Raw genomic sequence first — 21956 nt, forward strand, 5'->3', positions numbered from 1 at the left:
CTTGTCAGCCATTGCTTGGGTCGGTGCTCGGATCAGGCAGCGCCGTGCTGGCACCCAGTTTGTTGAGGAAGAATAGATAGACCAGCCCCAGGGCAATCCAGATCAGGCCGAGTTTCTGTGCATCGACGCCCATGTTGTACATGATGGCCGCGACGATGATGAAGCCGATGACCGGGCAGATCAGGTGACGGATCACCTGGCCGGACTTCTGCCGACGCCAGTAATAGTTGATGACGGTCAGGTGCAGCAACATGAAGCCGCTCAGGGCGCCGAAGTTCACCAGGGAGGTGAGGGTGTCCACCGAGTTGATGAACAGGTAGCAGATCACCAGCGACAGCACCGCCACCAGATAGATGCTCAAGTACGGCGTGTTGTGTTTCGGGTGCACCTTGGCCAGCACTTTCGGCAGTTTGCCGTCCCGGGCCATGCCGAACAGCAGGCGCGAAACCGCCGCTTGCGAGGTAATCGCGACGGCGACGCCCCAAGCCAGGGCGGTGGCCACGGCGGTCAAGGTTGCCAGCCAGCTGCCGGCGGCGATTTCGGCAATTTCATAGAACGCAGTGTCGGCGCTCTTGAAGCCCAGGCCGGCGGCCAGATCCGTGGCAATCCAGGTCTGCACGACGAAGATCACGCCCATCACCAGCAATGTGATCAGCGCAGCCTTGCCGACGCTACGGCCCGGATCGCCCTTGATCTCTTCGGCGAGGGTGGAAATCGCATCGAAACCGAGGAACGACAGCACGGCAATCGACACCGCTTGCATCAGCAGGGCGAAGTTGAAGGTCTCGGGGTTGTACAGCGGCGCCAGGGTCAGTTGACCATTACCGCCGCCGCTGTGCAGGGCATTCCAGGCGTAGAACAGGAAGACCCCCAGCACCACCAGTTGCGCCAGTAGAAAGACGATGTTCATCCGCGCGGTGAAGGTGATACCCCGCAGGTTGACAAAGGTGGCGCTGACCAGAAAGGCCAGGATGAAGCCGACTTTCGGGATATCCGGGTACAAATGATTCAGCGCCATCGCCGCGTAGACGTAGAGCAGCGGCGGAATCAGCAAATAATCGAGCAGCATCAGCCAACCGGCGATAAACCCGACATGCGGGTTGAGGCCGCGTTGTGCGTAGGAATACACCGAGCCCGCAATCGGAAAGGCCCGGGCCATGCTGCCGTAACTGAGGGCGGTGAACAGCATCGCCACCATGCCGATGATGTAGGCCAGCGGCACCATCCCCGGGGCTTCGGCGTTGACGTAACCATAGACGCCGAACGGGGCGATGGGGATCATGAAGATCATCCCGTACACCACCAGGTCCGTCAGCGACAGGCTACGTTTCAACTCTTGCTTGTAGCCGAATTCTTCTATTTCCATGAAGCCCTTCTCCTTGATTTGAAAGCAGCTGAATGCTGCGAGTGTGAAGCTATTGCTCTACAGCAGTGGCGCCAGATAGTCGGTCCAGCGACCGATGTCCTCGGGCGTACGCAGCAGATCGTTGCGCACCTCGATCAACACCGACTCCAGCCCTCGTGCATCGCCGTGAACCGGCACGGTCATGTCGCACAGCGGATCGATTTTGTAAGGCTGATTGCCGGCGACTTTCAAGGGATGCCGACTCAACCCGTCGATCACTCGCTGGGCATACTCCTCGGCCTGTCCATACAACACGCCGACTTCCAGCACGCGTGGCTGACCGTGATATATCGGCGTGAAACTGTGAATCCCCACCACGCGAACCGGTCGACCTTGCGCCACTCGGGCGTCGATCAAGGTTCGCAGGCGTGCATGAAATGGCTTGAACAGGCAGTGCCGGCGATAGTCGCGGGTGATCTCGTCCAGATCCCGATTGCCCGGCACCTGATAAATTTCGCTCTGCACAGGAATGCTGTCCGGCGCATGACGTGGACGGTTGAGGTCGATTAGCAGCCGTGAATAGTTGGCTGCCAACAGGGTCGCGCCCAGTGCTTCGGACAAGCCCTCGGCCAGCGTCAGGGCGCCGATGTCCCAGGCGATGTGTTCGCGGGCGGCTTCATGGCTCAAGCCCAGGTCATTCAACCCGGCCGGGATAAAACGACTGGCGTGTTCACACACCAGAATCAGCGGGTGCCCGGAGGCTTCCCGGCTCAGGGTGTACGCAGGCTGGGTATAGAGCCCCAGCTCGGCAGACTCAGTACAGGCGCGCATAGTGCTGACACAGATCGGCGGGCGAGAGCTGTTCCGTCAGCTTCAGTTCCTCGGTTTTAAGGGCGAACCAGGTGTCCAGCAAGGCGCTCGGCAGGGCTTCGATCAGCGCCTCGCTGTTGCGCAGGCATTCCAGGGCCTGGGACAGGGTCGCGGGCAGGGCGACGATGCCGCGGGCCAGGCGTTGCTCTTCGTTCAGGGAATCGGGGACCTCATCGGTGATCGCGTTCAAGGCCAGGCGCTGCTCGATGCCCAGGCGCCCGGCGATCAGCAACGCGGCCATGGCCAGATGCGGCGAGGCGGTGGCGTCCATGGCGCGAAATTCCAGGTTGTACTGCGCCGCCACGGCTTTGCCGCCCAGGCTCACGGTCGGGCAAATCCGCAACGCCGCTTCGCGGTTGCGTTGGCCGAGGCAGGCGTAGGAAGCGCTCCAGTGATGAGGCTGCAAGCGTTCGTAGGAAACCGGTGTCGGCGCGGTAAAGGCGCAGAGCGCCGGTAGATAATGCAGAACGCCGGCGGCCCAATGCTGGCCGAGGGTCGACAGACAGTTGGTGGTGCCGGCGTCGTACATCACCGGGTGGCTGGCCAGATCCTGCAGGCTCACGTGCAAATGCACGCCATTGCACACCGCCTGCTCGGAGGTCTTGGGCGCGAAACTCAGGTCCAGGCCCATTTGCCGGGCGATCTCACGGGTGATCTCACGCACGTTCACCGCGCGGTCGGCGGCGGCGACGCCGAGGGCGGGGCGGCAGGTGATTTCGTATTGGTGCTTGCCGTATTCCGGCAGGAACATCTCCGGCTCCACACCGCCGGCACGCAGTGCACTGAGCAACCAACCGCCGAACTCGGCGCCCTGGCGCTGAGCCTCAAGAGAGAACGCCAGATGCTCAGCCGCGCCGCTGCCGAGGTTGAATTCATGTTCGAACGCGGCGTTGATCTGCAATCCCAATTCGCTGCGATAACGCTCCACCTCGTTGTGCAACAGCGTGCGCGGGCAGGCGCCCCACGGGCGGCCGTCGGTTTCGCGAATGTCGCCGTGAATGAAGTCCAGCGCCGGGGCATTGGCGTCCGGGCCATTGTTGACGGTCACGCGGCTGCTCATGTCGGGGATCAGCCGCAAGTCGCCATAAGCACCCCATGGATTGCTGGAGGCAATGATGTCTTGCGGGGTCAGGGCACTGTTGGCCGGCACCCAGCCGCAGCCCGTCACTTGATAGGCCTCGAGCTCGTCGGTGGGAAAGGAACGGCCGCGCGTCACGCCGATCAGGTCGGTGGTGACGATGGTGGTCATGGGTAATGGCGACAGGCGTTCGCTCATGGCTGCATCTCCTGCAACCGGCCGAGTACGGTCCGGGTGTCGGTGATCCAGCAGTAGCCCTTGATGGCATTCAGGCAGGCGTGATGCCGTTGTTCGGTGTAGGTGGCGCAGGCATCTTCGACCAGCGTCACCAGGTAACCGCGGTCGGCGGCGTCACGCACGGCCATGTCGACACACTGGTCGGTGACGATGCCGGCGATGATCAGGTGTCGGGTTTCCAGGTTGCGCAGCACGTAATCGATGTTGGTGGAGTTGAAGACCCCGGAAGAGGTCTTGGGCAGCACGATTTCGTTTTCGATCGGCGTCAGGTCATCGATGATTCGCGCTTGAGGGCTGCCCTTGGGCAGGTGCATGTCCGAGAGTTTGTGGTCCAGCGAACGATCGCGACCATCGGCGGTGAGGCTTTCGATGAGCGTGTGCAGCACGTTTTGTCGTGCATGACGAAAGGCACTGAGCAGCCGGCGTTGATTGGGCACCACTTGCATGTGGGCGCGGGTCAGAAAGTATTCGGCATCCGGCCCGTTGAGGTGCGCGTCGAACTGCGGCTCGAGCCAGGCACGCTGCATGTCCACCAGCAACAGTGCGGTGTGGTCGGTGGCAAACGGCAAATCCCGGGGCGAGTGGTGGGGGAGCGTGAACATCCTTATTTTTCCTCCAGCAGGTGAGTGTCGAAGTCATTCCGCAGGGCATCGATGCCTTCCAGGCGATCGGCCAGATCCGGGCTGCGCAGTGACAGGCAGGCTACCAGTGCTTCAACCTGAGCCAGCGCCGGAACCATCGAGTCGAAGGCCGACGCCGATTCCACCGGTGCGCTGATGATCAGGTCGGCCATTTCTCGCAGCGGTGATGCGTAGATGTCGGTGAACAGCACGACCCGCGCATGTCGGCTCTTCGCCGCATTGGCGACCCGCAGGGCCTGGGACTGGTAGCGGCGATAGTCGAACACCAGCACCACGTCCTGACGCTGCACGTCGAACAGCCGGTCCGGCAATTGCGCGTTGTCTTCCAGGGCAAAACAGCCGGGCCGCAGCAGGTGCAGATGGTTGAGCAAATAGTTGGCGAGGAAGCTGCTGAAGCGCCCGCCGAAGCAATGGACCTGATGGCGGGTGTCGAGCAGCCATTCGATGAGAATTCGTACATCTTCGGGTTGGGTCAGCGCCTGGGTGTCGACCAATGCCCGATGGCTGTTCGCCAGATAATGGCCCCAAGGGTCATCTTTAGTGAGATGGGCGCGGGGTTGCAACAGGGTACTGGGAGAGCGCAAGCGGTCATCCATGTCGCTGAGCAAGGCTTCCTGAAAGTCGGCATAACCGCTGAAACCAAGCTTCTTTACCAGCCGCACGATGGTCGGATCGCTGACACCGGCATGTTCGGCCAGACGTGACATCGGGCCCAGCCCGGTACGCGGGTATTGATCCAGCAACGCACGTATGACTTTGCGTTCCGACGGCGTAAGTTCCAGGCCGGGATCGGTGATCAGGTCTCTGAGAGAGGGCATCCGGGCTCCTGCTGGATGATTGTGTCTGTTTTGTTTCATAGATTGCTAAAACAGTATTTGTGTAACGTGTGCTACATGTCTAGTGAATTTTTCCGAGGATTTTCCAAGCCCCGGAATGGAGCGAAACTCCCGTGCGTCGGGGGCTACGCGGATGTCGACTGAGTTTGTAGGACATCGCTCATGGTTGTGTGAGACATCGCCATTTTCTTGGGGGAATTGGAGACAGGGCCGATCGCAGCCACGCGAGTTCGGCAGCTGCTACGAGGAATGCGTTCAGAGTGTGCTTCTTGGGGCACAATGACGCGATTGTTCGCGGCGTCGTGCCGTTTTCCATCCTATCGACAGAGTGATCTTCCGTGCAGGCGACCCGCTTGACCCTGATGTGCCACGCTCGAACCGTCGCACAAAAATTGGCGCGTTTTCCTGCGAATGAGCCGTTGGAAATGGATTGGCAATCGGCGAAGGGGTCGCGTTGCCGTCAATTCAAGGGCGCCCCCCGTTTGCTCTGTGGCCCGGAACTGCGGACTTGGCAAACCGCTGAGCTGTTTGGCGATGATGTGGAGATTGTCACGGCACTGGCAGATTGCGATTTCGGACGCTGGAAAGGCACGTCGATCGACGACCTGCAAACCTCCGAACCCGAGACGCTCCAGGCCTGGCTCAATGACCCGACCTCGGCACCCCACGGTGGAGAATCGGTGGCGCAACTCGGTGAGCGGGTGGCTGCGTGGTTGAATAGCCTTGAGGCGACGCCGGGGCATATCGTTGCCATCACCCATCCTTTTGTCATCCGCGCCGCATTGATGCAGGTGTTGCAGGGCGCGGCGTTCAACCAGATTGACGTCGAACCGTTATCGGCCATCGAATTGCGGTTCAACGGTCGCTGGCGACTACGCTTGATGGGCACGGACCCTGAGGGAACACATTGATGAAAAAACTTCTGGTCATCGGTGTCGGCGCCGGCAACCCCGACTACATCACGATGCAGGCGGTGAAGGCGCTGAACCGCGTGGATGTATTTTTCCTCATGGACAAGGGCCAGAGCAAAGACCAACTGATCGACCTGCGCCGCGAGCTCTGTGAGCGCTACATCACCGATCACGACTACCGCTTCGTTGAAGCCCACAGCCCTGAGCGGCAGCGCGGGGATGTGGACTACAAGGCCAGCGTCGAAGATCTGAACCGCGTCAAGCAGCAGACCTTCGAGCGGCTGATCAACGAGGAAATGACCGGCGATCAGTGCGGCGGTTTTCTGGTGTGGGGCGATCCCGCGTTGTACGACAGCACCATTCGGATCCTGCAGGCGATTCTGGCGTCAGGCCGGTGTGTGTTCGAGTTCGAAGTCATCCCCGGGATTACCAGCGTGCAGGCGCTGGCGGCGCAACATAAGGTGCCGCTGAATCGCATCGGGCGCTCGATTGAAATCACCACCGGCCGGCGATTGGCGGCGGGGCAGGTGAGTGACGCCGACAGCCTGGTGGTGATGCTGGATGCGCAAGATGCCTACCATCAGGTGGCCGATCAGGAGACGGAGATTTACTGGGGGGCTTACCTGGGGACGCCGGATGAAATTTTGATCAGCGGCAAACTCAAGGATGTCGCGGATGAGATTGAACGAGTGCGCAAGGCGGCGCGGCTGGCGCATGGGTGGATTATGGATACTTATCTGTTGCGCAAGTCTTGAGATAATGGGTGTACGGGGTGACGCTTCGCGGGCAAGCCCGCTCCCACAGTGGATCTCTATTGAGCACAAAACTTGTGTACGACGCAGATTTTGTGGGAGCGGGCTTGCCCGCGATGAGGCCCTCAAACACACCTCAAAAAATCGCCTTTACCTCACGCCCAAACCGCTCCCGATACACCGACGGCGGCACGCCGACCACACTGCGAAACGCCACCCGGAAACTCTCCACCGAACGATAACCGCAGTGCTGGGCAATCTGCTCGGTGTTCTGGCGGGTGCTCTCCAACAATTCGCGGGCTCGGGCCAGGCGCTCATGCTGCAACCATGCCTTGGGCGGCAAGCCGCTGGCTTCGGTGAACCGCCGCAGGAACGTGCGTTCACTCATGGCCGCTTCGCTGGCCAGGTCGCGAACTTCCAGCGGTTCGTGCAGACGTTCCCGCGCCCACTGCATGACCCGCGACAGATCGCTGCGTGGCGTGGGGCTGACCGGTGACGGAATGAACTGCGCCTGACCGCCGGTGCGTTGCGGTGACATCACCAAGCGCCGCGCCACCGAGTTGGCCACCTGAGTGCCGAAATCCCGCGCGACCAGGTGCAGGCAGGCATCAATGCCGGCGGCACTGCCGGCCGAGGTTATCAACAGGCCCGAATCGACATACAGCACGTCCGGGTCCACCTGAATCTCCGGAAAACGCTCGGCCAGTTCAGCGGTGTAGCGCCAATGCGTCGTGGCGCCGTGACCGTCCAGCAATCCGGTGGCCGCCAGTACAAATACCCCGGAACAGATCGACAGCAATCGCGCGCCCCGGGCATGGGCCTGGCGCAGGGCGGCGAGCAAGGGTTCAGGCACCGCCGCGCTGCGGTCGCGCCAGCCGGGGATGATGATAGTCCGCGCCTCTTCCAGCAGTTCCATCCCGCCGTCGGCCAGCACCTGAATGCCGCCCATGGCACGCATCGGCCCTTGGTCGACGGCAACGATTCGATGCTCATACCAAGGGAAATCGAACTCCGGTCGCGCCAGGCCGAAGACCTCCACGGCAATACCGAATTCGAAAGTGCAGAGGCCGTCATAGGCCAGAATCGCGACCAATCCAGGGGTGGGCTGCATTTGGCGGAAAATTCCCGGTGAGTGTCTTGTGCGCCACTGTAGCGACAAGCGTAGGGCAGATAAAGTCTTCCCACACCCACCGAGACTTTGGAGTACAGCCCATGCCCAGCCTGGTTCGCGAAATTCCCGCCGCCCCATCTGCCATCGCCCTGATGCATTTCAGCAACCGTCTGACCTTCGAGACCGATTGTTCCGACGTCTACGGCAGCCAACAGGCTGGCGAGGTGGATTTTGTCCTGGTCGACGTGCGCGGACCGTTGGCGTTCGAACGCGGACATGTGCCAGGCTCGATCAACATCCCGGGGCGGCTGATCACGGCTGACGGCTTGGCGGGTTACTCGACATCCACGCTGTTCGTGGTTTATTGCGCAGGGCCCCACTGCAACGGCGCCAACAAGGCCGCGGTGAAGCTGGCGGCGCTGGGTTACCCGGTCAAGGAGATGATCGGCGGGGTGACCGGGTGGCTGGATGAAGGGTTTGAATTGAGTGTTTCGGTTGCACGCACCGCAACGGCGGTCATTGGTTGCGAATGCTGACATTCAGGCACAGGTGTTCAACTGTGGCGAGGGGGCTTGCCCCCGTTGGGTTGCGAAGCGGCCCCAAACCCTGCCACCTCATTTTGTCGGGCACACCGCATTAACCGGTTTACGACTGCTTCGCAGCCGAACGGGGCGATGCGGCGTTCCGACAAGCCCCCTCGCCACAAAAGCTCATCAATTCTCAGATTCAGCGATTAGCTGATGAAGCCGCCCACCACTCATCCAGCGTCGCCTGCAACCACCCAAACACGGCTGCATAGGCAGCACTGTCCTGTGACTCCCGAGGCAGCGGCGATTCCTCGGCAAAATGCTCATTGAGGGTCGCCACCGATTCAGCATTCCACTCCGGATGGAACTGCAACCCCACCCGAGTCGCCCCGACGCGGTACATCTGCTGCTCACACACGTCACTGCTGGCCAGCAATTGCGCATCCGCTGGCAGATCGATCGCGTCTTCGTGCCATTCCAGCACCTTCAGCGTCTGGCCATCCGCAAAGGTCACGGTCGTCCAGCCAGTTTCGGTGCGAGCCATGCGCCGCACATTCCCACCCAGGCTCAACGCCAGCAATTGGGCGCCCAGACAAATCGCAAACACCGCCGCGCCCTGAGCCAGACTCCCCGCCAGCCACTGACGCTCCGCTTCCAGCCACGTCGGCCCGGCGTTGGATTCATAAGGCCCGCCCAACAGGATCGCGGGTGCCGCGCTCACCGGCGGCAACTGGCTGAGGTCGGCGCGAAACACGTTCAGCGTAATGCCACGGGCCCGAGCCCATTCGGCAATGGCGCCAGGACCTTCGGCAGGATGGTGCTGGATCAGGTTCAATGCGGGCATCACGCTTCTCTTCCGGGGATGGGGTGGCGGGATCAATGTGCCGCAAAAAAAGCTTCATCACCAGCGCGACTGTTCAATCGGATCACGCCCGAAACCTTGTAGGTTTTGTCTGAAACAAAGGATTGTCCTACAGCCCTTGCACCACCTTGGCGCACGCTTCAAGTGCCTTGAATTCCGTGGCTGTTTTTCTATAAGTATTTGTCGCTTAAACACAATTTGCCCTCCTGAAGCCGCTCTAGACTGCCGGCCACTTCGGTCTTCACTAACCGAAAGCTGCCAATAAAAGCCTCCGCACACAGGAGTTATAAATGAAGAAGCGAGTGATGTTCGGTGCCCTGGCACTGTCGATGTTGTCCCTGACCGCCATGGCCGATGACGCCAAGCCGATTCGCCTCGGTATCGAAGCCGGCTACCCGCCATTCTCGATGAAAACCCCGGACGGCAAACTCACCGGTTTCGATGTGGACATCGGCGATGCGTTGTGTGAGCAGATGAAAGTGAAGTGCACCTGGGTCGAACAAGAGTTCGATGGTTTGATCCCGGCCCTGAAGGTCAAGAAAATCGACGCGATCCTGTCGTCCATGACCATCACTGACGACCGCAAGAAGAACGTCGATTTCACCATCAAGTACTACCACACCCCGGCGCGCTTCGTGATGAAGGAAGGCACCGACGTCAAGGATCCGCTGACCGAGCTCAAAGGCAAGAAAGTCGGTGTGTTGCGCGCCAGCACCCACGACCGTTTCGCCACGGAAGTGCTGGTGCCGGCCGGCATCAACCTGGTGCGTTACGGTTCCCAGCAGGAAGCCAACCTGGACATGGTCGCCGGTCGCCTCGACGCGATGCTGGCTGACTCGGTCAACCTGGACGAAGGTTTCCTGAAAACCGACGCCGGTAAAGGCTTTGCCTTCGTAGGCCCGACCTATGAAGACGCCAAGTACTTCGGCGGCGGTGCCGGCATCGCCGTGCGCAAGGGTGATAAAGAGCTGGCGGACAAATTCAACACTGCCATCACCGAAATCCGCGCCAACGGCAAGTACAAGCAAGTGCAGGACAAGTACTTCAACTTTGACGTTTACGGCCATTAATACGCCGTAGAAAAAAGTGGCCACTGTTGACGCGGTGGCCACTTTTTTTATTACCCTGAGAAACACATTTCCCGTAGGAGCTGCCGCAGGCTGCGATCTTTTGATCTTGTTTCTAAAAGCAAAATCAAAAGATCGCAGCCTTCGGCAGCTCCTACCTGGGGGAACGGTGCATCGGAGGGAGACAGTGCATCGGCGGGAAGAGGTGTTAGGCTTTGCCCCGAATCCTGCGCGCTGTGAAGGAAGGTTTATGTTGAAGTTGCTCGCTCTGCTCACGCTCCTGGCGTCCACCGCCGTCCACGCTCAAACCCCACTGCACACCGATCTGCCGCTCAAGTACCTGGAGCAGGCCGACTCTGAATCCCGCAACCAACCCTTGGTGATTTTCCTGCACGGTTACGGCAGTAACGAGCTGGATCTGTTCGACATCAAGGATCAATTGCCGCCCCAGTACAACTACCTGTCGGTGCGGGCGCCGATGACGTTGGAGGAGGGCAGTTACCAGTGGTTTCGCCAGAAGGGCGAGGGCGCCTACGACGGTGAGACGGCCGACCTGAAGGCCAGCGGCCAGGTGTTGAGGGATTTTGTCGCACAAGCGGCGAAGAAATATCACACCGAAGCGGACAAGGTATTCCTGGTGGGTTTCAGCCAGGGCGCGATGATTTCCTACGAGGTCGCGTTGCGTCATCCCGACGCAGTGGGTGGAATTGCGGCACTGAGCGGGCGAATTCTGCCGGTACTCAAGTCCGAGCTCAAACCGGATGAAAAACGCCAGCAACTGGCAATTTTCATTGGTCATGGCACCGCCGACACACTCCTGCCCTACAACGACGGTACAGAGGCCGACAGCCTGTTGCAGCGCCTGTCACTCAAGCCCGAGTTTCATGCCTATCCGGGTGTCGGTCACAGCATCAGCGCCGTCGAGGTGAAGGATTTGAGCGCCTGGTTGCAGCGGCTCAATCCCTGAGTCGGTCGGGTTTATTTGCCGCTGACGATTTGTTTCACCAGCGTTTCGTGACCGGTTTTGTCGTTGGGGCGGGAAATGATCTGAACGATGGCCATGCGCGTGCCGGAAGCAGCCATCAACGTGCTGTCCAGCGTCATGCCGCCGCCCTGGGTGGCGGTGCTGTCGATCTGCCGAAGGCCCAGGCCCGTGCCTTTCTGGGTCAGGCTTTTTTCGCTGGTTTTGTTGAAATCCGGCAAGGCGTTGCGTTGCTCGGTGGCGAACGCGGACACGGTGGTGTCGAGGAATTCACCGTCGTTGTCCTTGACGTTGACGCCGCCGGGGATGGTGTTTTCAGCGGCGATCACCACGGTTTTGGTGGTCTGGTTGGTGTACATCGTACCCGTCGCCCCAGCAGTGCCGGTGGTCGCATCGCCAGCTGGCAGCGGGTTGGCGATGAAACCCTTGGGCAGGGTGAAGGTGAACTTGCCGCCGAGCATCGAGACCTTCTGGGCCGGCGCTTTGTCGCCGGCAGTGGCCTTGGCCGCCTGCGCATTCAAGGCACCCAGGCTGGTAGCCGCCATGAGCAGCAGAACAACGGCTTTTTTACTCAACAATGACATTCAAACTCTCCAGTGGATGATCCGCGCTTTGACGGCGATCATCCCATGGATTGCGATCTGTAGCAGCTGCCGCAACCCGCGTTTGTCGTAGCAGCTGTCGAGCCTGCGAGGCTGCGTTCGGCTGCGCAGCAGTCGCTAAACCTGTGCACACGATATTCCTTAAAGACCGCAGTGCCGGGTTTCACGACTGCTGCGCAGCCGAACGCAGGCTTCGCCAGCTGCTACACAGTGTGTGATCACACTGTGGCGAAATGCGGCGATCATCGTCGCCGTTCGTCGAAACTGTTATTTCTAACAGGTGTGCAACGCTTTGAGGCAGAGAAGAATGGGCTTGAAACTTATCGGTTGTCGATAAGTCAGGGAGTGATAGATATGAGCGCCAGTTTCCAAGAAAGGATTGCTGCCATACAGTTTAAAGGGACTGAAGACGGAAAGGGTAGTGCCACGCTTGTCGTCTGTTACAAAGAGGACGGCAAGTGGGTGGAGCTTGCTAGGGTGGAGTCCGATCGATATGAGATCCGGCCGCCTTATCCATTTAAAGGTTTGCTGCTCAATCCGCCGAAAGCGATTTTGAGTGACCTAGAGAAGATCGAGGTACATCACGCGGATCAGTACCCACCCCAGAGCTAAACCAGTTCTAACTCAAAGTTTCTGCACATTTGCCCGGAAGCCATTTCTGGGCAACCTTTTCATTAAAAATCCCGGACGGACAGCCAGGGCTTAGCCATCCATTCTCTGCAACTTTCGTGATCGTTCCTCATCGTTTTTTGATCGCAAGAGCAAGCGCTTCGTAATCATCAACATCCCCAGCGAAACCCCGACCCCCAACACAAAGCCCATCCAGCCAAATCTCGGCAACGCCAAAGCCAACACCAGACAAAACGCCGCAAACGAATACATCCCCGTCGCCGTCGCCCTGAGCAACACCGCAGTAAAAGCAGGCCCGCGAGTCTGCTGGGAAAACACCGCCATCACACTGCCCAGCACCGGGAATACCGCGAGCAGCCCGCTCCAGCGTTCGCCGACGGTGCTGGCCAGCAACGTCACAGCCAATGTGAGCAGGGCGCCGGCCATCATGCGCAGCAACAGTTTGTCGGACTTCGGCGTCGGGCCTGAAACGATAGGTTGCACCGAGGGAAACAGGTACGGCGCGGCCAGTAATGCGGTGGCGGCCGCGATTACCGAGAACACCAGAGACGGCGGAATCAGCGACAGCACAATAGCCGCCAAGGCCCAGACCAACAGCGAAATCGTCAGTGCCCACGGCCAGCTCAAGCGTTGTGCAACCTGAGCGTAGGTCACGCAGAAGGCAATCATGGCGAACATTGCCGACAGCGCCGCCGTCGCCGCCTGAGCAGCGAACAGCTGGCCCTGCTCAATGGCGAGGAAGAACAGAATCGGCCCCACCACCACCGGCAACCCCGACAGCCAACCGGCCACACTTGGGCCCCAGCGTTTACCGGCCAGGGAAATCAGCAAGAGAAACCCCGGAATCACCAGCAGTTTGAGCATCAGCACGCACCCGTCTCCATTCGGTGTGAGCCGGCCACGTTAGCATTGTGGAGGCGCGATGAGTGGAGCCAATAGCTGGATCCTGCAACTTATGGTGCGATCTTTTGATTTTCACCCCCGCCCAAACGCCTCGACCAGATAATCGATAAACACCCGGGTCTTGGCCGGCATCAACGTGCGGCTCGGGTAATACAACGAGATCGGCCCCGCGTCGGCATGCCAGCCCGGCAACAAGCGCACCAGTTCACCTCGCTCAATATTGACGGCGACATCGGGCAACACCAGCAGCGTTACTCCGAGGCCGAGCAGGGCCGCTTCACGCATGGCGGCCGGGTCATTGAGCACGATGTTTTCACTGAGCTCGGCACTTGCTTCATTGCCCGCGCCATCCTGCATGACCCAGTGACGCACTCGCCCGGTGCGCACGCCGCGCATCACAATCCCGTTGTATCGCGCCAGATCCGTCGGGTTGTCGGGCGGCGTGCGTCCGGCCATGTACGCCGGTGAAGCCACTGCCACCACATGCGCCGCCGCCAACGTCCGCGAGACGACCCCGGGCGTCAGTTCGAAACCACCACCGATGGCCGCGTCATAGCCTTCGGCGATCAGGTCCACCTGGCGGTTTTCGAAGTGCCACTCAGGGCGAATCAGCGGATAGCGCGCCAGAAATTCCGGCAACAATGGCAATACATGGCCGATGCCAAAAGTCGGCGCCAGGCTGACCTTGAGCACGCCCGCCGGCTCCCCGCGATCACTGGACACCGCACTGATCGCCGCCTGCAACGCGTGCAGATTGCCGCTGATACTCGCCAGAAAACGCTCCCCGGCTTCGGTCAGTGACAACTTGCGGGTCGAGCGCTGGAATAGCCGCACACCGATGTTGCGTTCGAGCATCGCCACGTTGCGGCTGACAGCGGCGGGTGTCAGTGCGAGCAACCGCGCGGCGGCGGAGAAGCTGCCGGTTTCGGCGCTGCGCACGAAAGATTCAAGGTTGGCGAGGGTTTCCATCTCAGACACCTGATAGTAATGCTTGAAGATAATTCAAGTCATTACCGTCTAATCAAGTCGTAATGGCAAGTGCAGTATTCACTCCATCAACCCACCACGGAGTGAACACCATGAGCACAATCGGAATCATCGGCGCTGGCGCCATCGGCACAGCCTTCGCCAAAGCACTGTCCCGTCAGGGTATCGAAGTCGTCATCGCCAACAGCCGTGGCCCGCAAACCCTGGCCTCACTGGTAGCAGAACTCGGGCCGACAGCGCGGGCCGGCACCCGTGAAGAAGCGGCTGCACAGCCGATTGTTTTGGTGGCGGTGAATTGGTCGAAGTTACCGACGGCACTGGCCGGGCTGCCAGATTTCGGCGGGCGGATTGTGATCGATGCGAACAATTCGATTGAAGCGCCATCGTTCAAAGCGGTGGATTTGCAGGGACGTCCGTCCAGCGAAGTGTTTGCTGAATGGGTGCCCGGTGCGCGGGTCGTCAAAGCGTTCAATCACCTACAGGCGCATCTGCTTGAGAGCGATCCGAAAGCGGAGGGCGGTCGGCGGGTGCTGTTTCTCTCTGGTGACGATGCCGAGGCCAAGGCACAGGTGGCAGCGCTGATTGAGCGGTTGGGGTTCTTTGGAATCGATCTGGGCGAACTGAGTGTCGGGGCGCGGCTGGTGCAGTTTCCGGGCGGACCTTTGCCAGTCTTGAACCTTGTGAAATTTGCCTGAGGGCCAGACAAAAAAAACGATTTGTGGCGAGGGAGCTTGCTCCCGCTTGAGTGCGTAGCACTCACAAAGTCTCCGCTTGTACGCAGAGTTTTGGGGCCGCTACGCAGCCCAGCGGGAGCAAGCTCCCTCGCCACAGGGTATTGGGTGTAGCTAAAAAGGATTACGCCCGTTCGATCGCCAATGCCACGCCCTGACCACCACCGATGCACAGGGTGGCGAGGCCTTTCTTGGCATCCTGCTTGATCATTTCATGCAACAACGTCACCAGCACCCGGCAACCTGACGCACCGATCGGGTGGCCCAAGGCAATCGCGCCGCCGTTGACGTTGACCTTGTTCAGATCCCATTCCAGGTCCTTGGCCACGGCCAGGGATTGCGCGGCGAAGGCTTCGTTGGCTTCGATCAGGTCCAGTTGACCGATGGACCAACCTGCCTTGTCCAGGCAACGGCGAGTGGCCGACACCGGGCCGATGCCCATGATCGCCGGGTCGACGCCCGCGTTGGCATAAGCGGCGATCTTCGCCAGCACTGGCAGCCCCAGCGCTTTGGCTTTCTCCGCACTCATCAAGATCACTGCCGCAGCACCGTCGTTCAGCGAAGAAGCGTTGCCGGCAGTCACCGAACCGTCCTTCTTGAAGGCCGCTTTCAGTTTGCCCAGTGAGTCGGCGGTGGTGCCGGCCCGAGGCTGTTCATCGGTGGCGAAGGACAGCGGATCGCCCTTGCGCTGGGGGATCAGGATCGGCGTGATCTCATCGGCAAACCGCCCGGCTTCGATGGCAGCCACGGCTTTTTGCTGGGAGGCGGCAGCGAAGGCGTCCTGCTGCTCACGGGTCAGGCTGTATTTCTCGGCCAGATTCTCGGCGGTGATGCCCATGTGGTAATCGTTGAACGCATCCCACAAACCGTCGCTGATCATCGTGTCGACGATCTGCGCGTGACCCATGCGCAAACCGGTGCGGGCGCCCGGCATGACGTAATTGGCCAGGCTCATGTTTTCCTGGCCACCGGCGATGATCACTTCGGCATCGCCGCAGCGAATCGCCTGAGCCGCCAGATGCAGCGCTTTCAGGCCCGAGCCGCAGACTTTGTTCAGGGTCATGGCCGGCACGGTGAAGGGCAGGCCGGCCTTGATCGCGGCCTGACGCGCAGGGTTCTGGCCGGCACCGGCAGTCAATACCTGGCCCATGATCACTTCATCGACCTGCGCCGGGTCCAGCCCGGTCTGCGCCAGCAACTGGCGGATCACCGCAGCACCAAGGTCAACGGCGGACACATTGGCCAGCGCCCCCTGGAAGCTGCCGATGGCAGTGCGAGTGGCGGCAACAATTACGACTTCTTGCATGGAAGGATTCCTCACTGGGCAGTGAACTGCATTTCCGGGACATGATCAGGCACGATCAGTTTACCAGCGGTCTTGGCGACGATTTCTTCGACGCTGACGCCCGGTGCGCGCTCTTTGAGAATGAACGCACCGTCCTTGATTTCCAGGTAAGCCAGGTCGGTGAGCACGCGTTTGATGCAACCGGCGCCGGTCAGCGGCAGGCTGCAACGCGACAGCAGTTTCGACTCGCCGTCTTTGGAGGCGTGGGTCATGGTGACAATGATGTTGTCCGCACCGGCCACCAGGTCCATCGCGCCGCCCATGCCCTTGACCAGTTTGCCGGGGATCATCCAGGAGGCGATGTTGCCTTCGACGTCCACTTCAAACGCGCCCAACACGGTCAGGTCGATGTGGCCGCCGCGGATCATCGCGAACGATTCGGCGGACGAGAAAATCGATGCGCCAATACGCGCGGTCACGGTTTGCTTGCCGGCGTTGATCATGTCGGCGTCGACTTCGGCGTCGGTCGGAAACGCGCCCATGCCGAGCAGGCCGTTTTCCGATTGCAGCATGACTTCCATGCCTTCAGGGATGTAGTTGGCGACCAGGGTCGGGATGCCGATGCCGAGGTTCACGTAGTAGCCGTCCTGCATTTCGCGGGCGACGCGTTGAGCCATTTGTTCGCGGGAAAGTGCCATTGTTGTTATTCCTTCATTCGGTCCGGGGGCAGGGGATCACTTACGCACAGTGCGCTGTTCGATGCGCTTCTCGAACGTGCCGCAAATGACCCGGTCGACGTAGATGCCAGGGGTATGGATCTGCGACGGGTCCAGCTCGCCGGGTTCTACGATTTCTTCGACTTCGACCACGGTGATCTTGCCGGCGGTGGCGGCCAGCGGGTTGAAGTTCTGGGCGGTATGGCGATAGACCACGTTACCGAAATGGTCGGCTTTCCAGCCTTTGACGATGGCGAAGTCACCGGTGATGGATTCTTCCATCAGGTACTGGCGGCCCTTGAATTCGCGGACTTCCTTGCCGTCGGCCACCGGAGTGCCGACGCCAGTGGCGGTGAAGAACGCCGGGATGCCGGCACCCCCTGCGCGCATTTTCTCGGCGAGGGTGCCTTGAGGGGTCAGGACCACTTCGATTTCGCCGCTCAGCAGTTGCTTTTCGAACAGCGCGTTTTCGCCGACGTAGGAGGCCACCACCTTGCGGATCTGCCGGTCCACCAGCAGCACACCGAGGCCGAAACCGTCGACGCCGCAGTTGTTGGAGACCACGGTGAGATCACGTGTGCCGCGGTGCTGGATCTCGGCGATGAGGTTTTCCGGAATCCCGCACAGGCCGAAGCCGCCGGAGATCACGGTCATGCCGTCTTCAAGACCTGCCATCGCTTCCTCGTAGGAATACACGCGCTTGTCGAACCCTGCCATATGCACCTCTTTTATTCTTTGTGGGCGGCTGGCTAGCCGGATGGGGAGGGAGTGTCTCGCCGGAGGATTTATTTGTTAAGTTGATTTTTAAGGTTGATTGATAGATAAAACTCACTAATGCGTAGGATCAGCCTTCGGCAGCTCCTACATTGGATGTGCTTACCGTTGGAGACCGTGGTCATGACCGTCAAACAGATCCGCGCCTTCCTGGCCGTGGCCCAGAGTTTGAGCTTTGCCGTGGCGTGCGAGCGAATGCACCTGTCCCAGTCGGCGTTGAGCCTGACCATCAAGGCGCTGGAGGAGGGTTTGGGCGGGCGCCTGTTCACGCGCAATACCCGTAACGTCGCACTGACCGCCGAAGGCGAATCGCTGCTGCCACTGGCCCGTCGATTGATCGCGGACTGGGACAATGCCGAGGATGAACTGCGCCAACGCTTCACCCTCCAGCGCGGCCGCGTGACCCTGGCGGCGATGCCGTCGTTTGCCGGCAACTTGCTGCCGCCGATCCTCAAGACCTTTCGCGCGCGTTACCCCAAGGTCAACGTCACGGTGAACGACGTGATCAACGAGCAGGTGCTGGAAATGGTTCGCGACCGTCAGGTGGAATTGGGCGTGGCGTTTGAACCGACCCAGAGCTCGTCGCTGGAATTTACCCCGTTGTACGTCGACCGGTTTGTGGCGGTGGTGCCCCTCGATTCACCGCTGGCGGAGCTGGCCGACATCGATTGGCAGACCTTGCTCAAGGAGCCGTTCATTACCTTGCAGCGACCATCGACGGTGCGGGTGATGCTCGAAGAACATTTACAGACGCGCGGCATGAAGTTGCCGGTGGAATTTGAAAGCCATCAGTTGGCAACGGTCGGGCGGATGGTCGCCAGCGGATTGGGCGTCAGTGCGGTGCCGGCCTTGTGCGCCGGGCAGATGCGCGAGCTTGGCGCGCGTTGCATTACTCTGCGCGACCCGGTGGTGGAACGGGCGATCGGGGTGCTGACGACAGGGCATGAACTGTCGGCGGCGGCGCAGGCGTTGTTCGATATTCTCAAGGCCGAAAACCTTGGTGAACGCCTCTCCCTCTGAAATCCAACACGGTCCCGTAGGAGCTGCCGAAGGCTGCGATCTTTTGATCTTCAGCGATTCCAACATCGCCAAATCAAGATCAAAAGATCGCAGCCTTCGGCAGCTCCTACGATCAGCAGTCAGCGGTGTTTATTTACGCGCCTCCAGTATCAGGTTGAACGGCGTTTCCGTGGCTCGCCGGAACTGGGTGAACCCCGCCTCGGTGAAGACCTTGCGCAACCGTGCCTCACCCGCCTGGGCGCCGAGCCCGAGGCCGACCTCCTGGGACAGTGAGTTGGGTGTGCAGACAAAGGTCGAGGCGGCGTAGAACAGTCGTCCCACCGGAGTGGTGTTGGCGTCGAGCGTGTCGTTGGCGAAAGGCTCTACCAGTAGCACCGAGCCGTCGGGTTTGAGCGATTCATAGGCGTGCTTTGCAGCGCCGACCGGGTCACCCATATCGTGCAGGCAGTCGAAATAGCAGACCAGGTCATAGTCGTCGCCCGGATAGCTTTTGGCGGTGCCCTGAAAGAACCGCGCCCGGCCGGACACGCCACCTTCTTCGGCGCGCTGGGTGGCGACGGTGACCGAAGGCGCGTGGTAATCGAAACCGACGAACCGTGAATTCGGAAACGCCTGGGCCATGATTACGGTCGAGGCGCCGTGGCCGCAGCCGATGTCCGCTACCTTGGCGCCGGCCTCCAGTTTGGCGACCACTCCATCCAGGGCCGGCAGCCATTCGCTGACCAAATGCGCTTTGTACCCAGGGCGGAAGAACCGTTCGGTGCCGCTGAACATGCACGGATGGTGATCGCCCCAAGGCAGGGCGCCGTTGCCGCGCATGGCATTGACCAGTTTGTCCTTGTCATGGAAAAACGATGCAACCACGCCGACACCGCCGGCCACATAGACCGGTGAATCTTCGATTGCCAGCGCCAGGGCTTGCTCTTCAGGCAGGCGGAACTGGCCGTCGTGGTGTTCCATGTAACCGGAAGCGGCGTGGGCGCTGAGCCATTCACGCAGCAGGCGGGTGTTGCAGCCGGTCTTTTCGGCGAGTGCTTCTGGGGTGACTGGCTGACTGTCGGCCATGGCCCGGTACAGGCCGAGCTCTTCGCCGAGGATGACGTTGGCGAGCATCGCCGCGCCACCCATGTCGTTCACCAGTTTGCCCATGAAATCATTGAGTCTGGCCTCGTCCATCATGTGTGCTCCTTCAGCAGGATCAGGGTCCAGAGGCATTGTTTGTCGAGGCATGCACCTTTGGGCGGTGATCGTGGGAATGAACAGGACGATAACGGCGTCCTGGCCCCCTGCGGGGGTAATCAATAAGTCTAGTTCGTGTATCCCACTGTATCTGACTGCCTGTCCGATACAGTGGCCTGAGAAGAGCGGCGTTGGTGAACACAGACCCGACACATTGCGGCGCTTGACTGGGCCTGCCGGCCGGCACTGAGTTTTCAGACGCTGGAGACCGGATCCCAGGATGAGATCGACACCATGCACACTCCCCTCACATCAGCGAAGACGAGCGTCGGGCTAGGCTTGCGCCGCGGTTTGATGAAGGACCTTCAAGCGGCCCCGGTGGGCGCTTTCGACTTTCTGGAAGTCGCGCCGGAAAACTGGATCGGCATCGGCGGCGCTCATGGCGCGACATTTCGCGCCTTGGCCGAGCGCTATCCGTTGTCCTGTCACGGCTTGTCCTTGTCGTTGGGCGGGCCGGCACCGTTGGACGTCGGGTTTCTGCAGGAGGTGCGGGTTTTCCTCGATCACCACAAAGTGCCGCTGTACAGCGAACACCTGAGCTACTGCAGCGATGACGGGCATCTTTACGATCTGCTGCCGTTGCCGTTTACCGAAGAAGCGGTGCACTACGTTGCCGCCCGAATTCGCCAGGCACAGGACATTCTCGGTCGGCGCCTGGCGGTGGAAAACGTCTCCTACTACGCCGCGCCGCAGCAAGACATGGATGAACTGACCTTCACCAATGCGGTGTTGCTTGAAGCCGATTGCGACCTGTTGCTGGACGTCAACAATGTCTACGTCAACTCGGTCAATCACGGCTTCGATCCGCAGGCGTTTCTGGCCGGCATCGACGCGGGGAGGGTGGTCGCCATGCATGTGGCGGGGCACTTTGATGAGTCCGACACGCTGAAGATCGACACCCATGGCGCCTCGGTCAAATCGGTGGTCTGGTCGCTGCTGGCCGAGGCGTATGCGCAGTTCGGTGTGCAACCGACGCTGCTGGAACGGGATTTCAACTTTCCGGCGTTCTCTGAGTTGGTGACTGAATTGCAGATCATTCGCCGCCTGCAAGGTGAGGGGGTGAACCGTGGATAAGCCGACGCTGTATCAGCAGCAAGACACATTGACCCGCTACCTGCGCGACCCCGACCACTGTGCACCGCCCGCCGGGATGGACGTGGCACGGGCGCAGGTTTATCGCGATCTGGTGTTTTCGAATCTGTCGTCGTTGCTCAGCGGCACTTTTCCGGTGCTGGTGAAGACATTGGGTGACGGTGAGTGGCGTTCTCTGGTGCGGATCTTCTTGCGGGACTACCGCGCGCGCACGCCAAAATTCGGCGAGATTGCCCAGGAGTTTGTCGAGTTTCTGGCCTCTGAGCCGCTGGCGCTGAGCGATGGACCGTGGCCGCCATTCATGGTTGAGCTGGCGCATTACGAGTGGGTCGAGATGGCACTGCAACAATCCGAAGCCGAGCCATTGCCGGCCAGCGAGTTGCTGCTGGATCGACCGTTGCAGGTTTCGCCGCTGGCCTGGCCGTTGGCGTATGCCTGGCCGGTGCAATTAGTGGGGCCGGATTACCGGCCTGACTCGCCGCCGGCTCAGCCGACGTTGCTGTTGGTTTGTCGGGATGAGGGCTGGAATGTGCGGTTTTCCGAACTGAACCCGTTGGCGTGGCGGTTGTTGCAGCGGATCGGGGAATTTCCTCAGCTCGATGGCCGGGCGCAGCTGGAAGGGTTGGCGGTGGAGGCGGGGATGGTTGGATCGCCGGAGTTTATCGACAACGGGTTGGCGTTATTGCAGCAGATGCACGGGGAAGGGGTGATCGGCATTGTCGCCTGACCGCACGCAATCCCCAAACACCCACGACCCC

General features: G+C 60.5%; 24 protein-coding genes. 10 read left to right on the forward strand and 14 right to left on the reverse strand.

What is annotated here, in order from left to right; all coding sequences use genetic code 11:
- Positions 1-4 precede the first annotated feature (4 nt).
- The 5 genes from AB7M26_RS15925 to AB7M26_RS15945 are packed head-to-tail and all read right to left on the reverse strand — an operon-like array spanning position 5 to position 4989.
- On the reverse strand, positions 5-1366 hold the full coding sequence (locus AB7M26_RS15925; protein WP_429385163.1) for an APC family permease: 1362 nt from the start codon (positions 1364-1366) through the stop codon (positions 5-7).
- A 57-nt stretch (positions 1367-1423) separates the two neighbouring features.
- Positions 1424-2176, reverse strand: a complete 753-nt coding sequence (locus AB7M26_RS15930; RefSeq protein WP_429385165.1) for an N-formylglutamate amidohydrolase — start codon at positions 2174-2176, stop codon at positions 1424-1426.
- The gene (locus AB7M26_RS15935; RefSeq protein ID WP_429385166.1) at positions 2160-3491 is read right to left on the reverse strand and encodes a type I glutamate--ammonia ligase; all 1332 of its coding nucleotides are present in this window, start codon (positions 3489-3491) and stop codon (positions 2160-2162) included. The genes AB7M26_RS15930 and AB7M26_RS15935 overlap by 17 nt, the downstream gene beginning before the upstream one ends.
- Positions 3488-4132 (reverse strand): isochorismatase family cysteine hydrolase, encoded by a 645-nt coding sequence (locus AB7M26_RS15940; RefSeq protein WP_429385167.1) that lies wholly within the window; start codon positions 4130-4132, stop codon positions 3488-3490. Before AB7M26_RS15940 ends, AB7M26_RS15935 begins: the two co-directional genes overlap by 4 nt.
- Positions 4133-4134: 2 nt before the next feature.
- A complete protein-coding gene (locus AB7M26_RS15945) occupies positions 4135-4989 on the reverse strand; it encodes a MurR/RpiR family transcriptional regulator (protein ID WP_429385169.1) in 855 nt (284 codons plus the stop codon).
- A gap of 356 nt (positions 4990-5345) precedes the next feature.
- Here AB7M26_RS15945 and AB7M26_RS15950 point away from each other — a divergent pair, with 356 nt between their 5' ends.
- Positions 5346-5918: a histidine phosphatase family protein gene (locus tag AB7M26_RS15950; protein WP_429385171.1), complete on the forward strand. Its 573-nt coding sequence runs from the start codon at positions 5346-5348 to the stop codon at positions 5916-5918.
- On the forward strand, positions 5918-6673 hold the full coding sequence (gene cobF / locus AB7M26_RS15955) for a precorrin-6A synthase (deacetylating) (protein ID WP_429385173.1): 756 nt from the start codon (positions 5918-5920) through the stop codon (positions 6671-6673). The genes AB7M26_RS15950 and cobF overlap by 1 nt, the downstream gene beginning before the upstream one ends.
- Positions 6674-6806: 133 nt before the next feature.
- On the opposite strand, the gene ftrA is transcribed toward cobF, so the two are convergent.
- Positions 6807-7781: a transcriptional regulator FtrA gene (ftrA, locus tag AB7M26_RS15960; RefSeq protein ID WP_429385175.1), complete on the reverse strand. Its 975-nt coding sequence runs from the start codon at positions 7779-7781 to the stop codon at positions 6807-6809.
- A 101-nt stretch (positions 7782-7882) separates the two neighbouring features.
- Between ftrA and AB7M26_RS15965 the strand changes: the two genes are divergently transcribed.
- On the forward strand, positions 7883-8317 hold the full coding sequence (locus tag AB7M26_RS15965) for a rhodanese-like domain-containing protein (RefSeq protein ID WP_123499670.1): 435 nt from the start codon (positions 7883-7885) through the stop codon (positions 8315-8317).
- Between the two features lie 190 nt (positions 8318-8507).
- On the opposite strand, the gene AB7M26_RS15970 is transcribed toward AB7M26_RS15965, so the two are convergent.
- On the reverse strand, positions 8508-9152 hold the full coding sequence (locus tag AB7M26_RS15970) for a type 1 glutamine amidotransferase (RefSeq protein WP_429385177.1): 645 nt from the start codon (positions 9150-9152) through the stop codon (positions 8508-8510).
- Between the two features lie 308 nt (positions 9153-9460).
- Here AB7M26_RS15970 and AB7M26_RS15975 point away from each other — a divergent pair, with 308 nt between their 5' ends.
- Both AB7M26_RS15975 and AB7M26_RS15980 read left to right on the forward strand, forming a co-directional pair.
- Entirely contained in the window at positions 9461-10240 is a 780-nt protein-coding gene (locus AB7M26_RS15975) for an ABC transporter substrate-binding protein (RefSeq protein ID WP_123499664.1), read from the forward strand.
- 247 nt (positions 10241-10487) lie between these two features.
- Positions 10488-11204 (forward strand): alpha/beta hydrolase, encoded by a 717-nt coding sequence (locus AB7M26_RS15980; RefSeq protein WP_123499663.1) that lies wholly within the window; start codon positions 10488-10490, stop codon positions 11202-11204.
- A gap of 11 nt (positions 11205-11215) precedes the next feature.
- On the opposite strand, the gene AB7M26_RS15985 is transcribed toward AB7M26_RS15980, so the two are convergent.
- Positions 11216-11803 carry a DcrB/PsbP domain-containing protein gene (locus AB7M26_RS15985; RefSeq protein WP_123499661.1) on the reverse strand — a complete coding sequence of 196 codons (588 nt, stop codon included), beginning with the start codon at positions 11801-11803 and terminating at the stop codon, positions 11216-11218.
- A gap of 372 nt (positions 11804-12175) precedes the next feature.
- Here AB7M26_RS15985 and AB7M26_RS15990 point away from each other — a divergent pair, with 372 nt between their 5' ends.
- Positions 12176-12433: a hypothetical protein gene (locus AB7M26_RS15990; protein WP_123499659.1), complete on the forward strand. Its 258-nt coding sequence runs from the start codon at positions 12176-12178 to the stop codon at positions 12431-12433.
- Positions 12434-12523: 90 nt separating this feature from the next.
- Here the strand turns inward: AB7M26_RS15990 and AB7M26_RS15995 are convergent, their stop codons facing one another.
- Both AB7M26_RS15995 and AB7M26_RS16000 read right to left on the reverse strand, forming a co-directional pair.
- Complete coding sequence (locus AB7M26_RS15995; RefSeq protein WP_429385179.1) at positions 12524-13321, reverse strand: hypothetical protein; 798 nt, start codon at positions 13319-13321, stop codon at positions 12524-12526.
- Positions 13322-13426: 105 nt separating this feature from the next.
- Positions 13427-14323, reverse strand: a complete 897-nt coding sequence (locus AB7M26_RS16000) for a LysR family transcriptional regulator (RefSeq protein ID WP_123499655.1) — start codon at positions 14321-14323, stop codon at positions 13427-13429.
- Positions 14324-14433: 110 nt separating this feature from the next.
- On the opposite strand from AB7M26_RS16000, the gene AB7M26_RS16005 reads away from it, so the two are divergent.
- Positions 14434-15036, forward strand: coding sequence for an NADPH-dependent F420 reductase (locus AB7M26_RS16005; protein ID WP_007896017.1), 603 nt, complete (start codon positions 14434-14436; stop codon positions 15034-15036).
- Positions 15037-15196: 160 nt separating this feature from the next.
- Here the strand turns inward: AB7M26_RS16005 and AB7M26_RS16010 are convergent, their stop codons facing one another.
- Genes AB7M26_RS16010 through AB7M26_RS16020 form a run of 3 tightly spaced genes read right to left on the reverse strand, consistent with a single transcriptional unit; the run spans position 15197 to position 17790 of the window.
- A complete protein-coding gene (locus AB7M26_RS16010) occupies positions 15197-16378 on the reverse strand; it encodes an acetyl-CoA C-acetyltransferase (RefSeq protein ID WP_123499653.1) in 1182 nt (393 codons plus the stop codon).
- A gap of 11 nt (positions 16379-16389) precedes the next feature.
- On the reverse strand, positions 16390-17055 hold the full coding sequence (locus AB7M26_RS16015; RefSeq protein WP_123499651.1) for a CoA transferase subunit B: 666 nt from the start codon (positions 17053-17055) through the stop codon (positions 16390-16392).
- Between the two features lie 36 nt (positions 17056-17091).
- On the reverse strand, positions 17092-17790 hold the full coding sequence (locus AB7M26_RS16020; RefSeq protein ID WP_007896014.1) for a CoA transferase subunit A: 699 nt from the start codon (positions 17788-17790) through the stop codon (positions 17092-17094).
- Positions 17791-17970: 180 nt separating this feature from the next.
- On the opposite strand from AB7M26_RS16020, the gene AB7M26_RS16025 reads away from it, so the two are divergent.
- Positions 17971-18867, forward strand: a complete 897-nt coding sequence (locus AB7M26_RS16025; RefSeq protein ID WP_123499649.1) for a LysR family transcriptional regulator — start codon at positions 17971-17973, stop codon at positions 18865-18867.
- Positions 18868-18996: 129 nt separating this feature from the next.
- Here AB7M26_RS16025 and AB7M26_RS16030 read toward each other — a convergent pair whose 3' ends face one another.
- The gene (locus AB7M26_RS16030; protein WP_123499723.1) at positions 18997-20043 is read right to left on the reverse strand and encodes a class I SAM-dependent methyltransferase; all 1047 of its coding nucleotides are present in this window, start codon (positions 20041-20043) and stop codon (positions 18997-18999) included.
- 297 nt (positions 20044-20340) lie between these two features.
- Between AB7M26_RS16030 and AB7M26_RS16035 the strand changes: the two genes are divergently transcribed.
- Positions 20341-21180, forward strand: a complete 840-nt coding sequence (locus tag AB7M26_RS16035; RefSeq protein WP_123499647.1) for an HvfB family MNIO-type RiPP peptide maturase — start codon at positions 20341-20343, stop codon at positions 21178-21180.
- A complete protein-coding gene (locus AB7M26_RS16040; RefSeq protein ID WP_123499645.1) occupies positions 21173-21925 on the forward strand; it encodes an HvfC family RiPP maturation protein in 753 nt (250 codons plus the stop codon). Before AB7M26_RS16035 ends, AB7M26_RS16040 begins: the two co-directional genes overlap by 8 nt.
- The last annotated feature ends 31 nt before the right edge of the window (positions 21926-21956 follow it).

The sequence above is a fragment of the Pseudomonas sp. F-14 TE3482 genome, from assembly GCF_053629455.1.

Coding starts and splice junctions, on each gene's coding strand:
- AB7M26_RS15925 (WP_429385163.1), bottom strand. CDS start 1,366: ATGGAAATAGAAGAATTCGGCTACAAGCAAGAGTTGAAACGTAGCCTG.
- AB7M26_RS15930 (WP_429385165.1), bottom strand. CDS start 2,176: ATGCGCGCCTGTACTGAGTCTGCCGAGCTGGGGCTCTATACCCAGCCT.
- AB7M26_RS15935 (WP_429385166.1), bottom strand. CDS start 3,491: ATGAGCGAACGCCTGTCGCCATTACCCATGACCACCATCGTCACCACC.
- AB7M26_RS15940 (WP_429385167.1), bottom strand. CDS start 4,132: ATGTTCACGCTCCCCCACCACTCGCCCCGGGATTTGCCGTTTGCCACC.
- AB7M26_RS15945 (WP_429385169.1), bottom strand. CDS start 4,989: ATGCCCTCTCTCAGAGACCTGATCACCGATCCCGGCCTGGAACTTACG.
- cobF (WP_429385173.1), top strand. CDS start 5,918: ATGAAAAAACTTCTGGTCATCGGTGTCGGCGCCGGCAACCCCGACTAC.
- ftrA (WP_429385175.1), bottom strand. CDS start 7,781: ATGCAGCCCACCCCTGGATTGGTCGCGATTCTGGCCTATGACGGCCTC.
- AB7M26_RS15965 (WP_123499670.1), top strand. CDS start 7,883: ATGCCCAGCCTGGTTCGCGAAATTCCCGCCGCCCCATCTGCCATCGCC.
- AB7M26_RS15970 (WP_429385177.1), bottom strand. CDS start 9,152: ATGCCCGCATTGAACCTGATCCAGCACCATCCTGCCGAAGGTCCTGGC.
- AB7M26_RS15975 (WP_123499664.1), top strand. CDS start 9,461: ATGAAGAAGCGAGTGATGTTCGGTGCCCTGGCACTGTCGATGTTGTCC.
- AB7M26_RS15980 (WP_123499663.1), top strand. CDS start 10,488: ATGTTGAAGTTGCTCGCTCTGCTCACGCTCCTGGCGTCCACCGCCGTC.
- AB7M26_RS15985 (WP_123499661.1), bottom strand. CDS start 11,803: ATGTCATTGTTGAGTAAAAAAGCCGTTGTTCTGCTGCTCATGGCGGCT.
- AB7M26_RS15990 (WP_123499659.1), top strand. CDS start 12,176: ATGAGCGCCAGTTTCCAAGAAAGGATTGCTGCCATACAGTTTAAAGGG.
- AB7M26_RS16000 (WP_123499655.1), bottom strand. CDS start 14,323: ATGGAAACCCTCGCCAACCTTGAATCTTTCGTGCGCAGCGCCGAAACC.
- AB7M26_RS16005 (WP_007896017.1), top strand. CDS start 14,434: ATGAGCACAATCGGAATCATCGGCGCTGGCGCCATCGGCACAGCCTTC.
- AB7M26_RS16010 (WP_123499653.1), bottom strand. CDS start 16,378: ATGCAAGAAGTCGTAATTGTTGCCGCCACTCGCACTGCCATCGGCAGC.
- AB7M26_RS16015 (WP_123499651.1), bottom strand. CDS start 17,055: ATGGCACTTTCCCGCGAACAAATGGCTCAACGCGTCGCCCGCGAAATG.
- AB7M26_RS16020 (WP_007896014.1), bottom strand. CDS start 17,790: ATGGCAGGGTTCGACAAGCGCGTGTATTCCTACGAGGAAGCGATGGCA.
- AB7M26_RS16025 (WP_123499649.1), top strand. CDS start 17,971: ATGACCGTCAAACAGATCCGCGCCTTCCTGGCCGTGGCCCAGAGTTTG.
- AB7M26_RS16030 (WP_123499723.1), bottom strand. CDS start 20,043: ATGGACGAGGCCAGACTCAATGATTTCATGGGCAAACTGGTGAACGAC.
- AB7M26_RS16035 (WP_123499647.1), top strand. CDS start 20,341: ATGCACACTCCCCTCACATCAGCGAAGACGAGCGTCGGGCTAGGCTTG.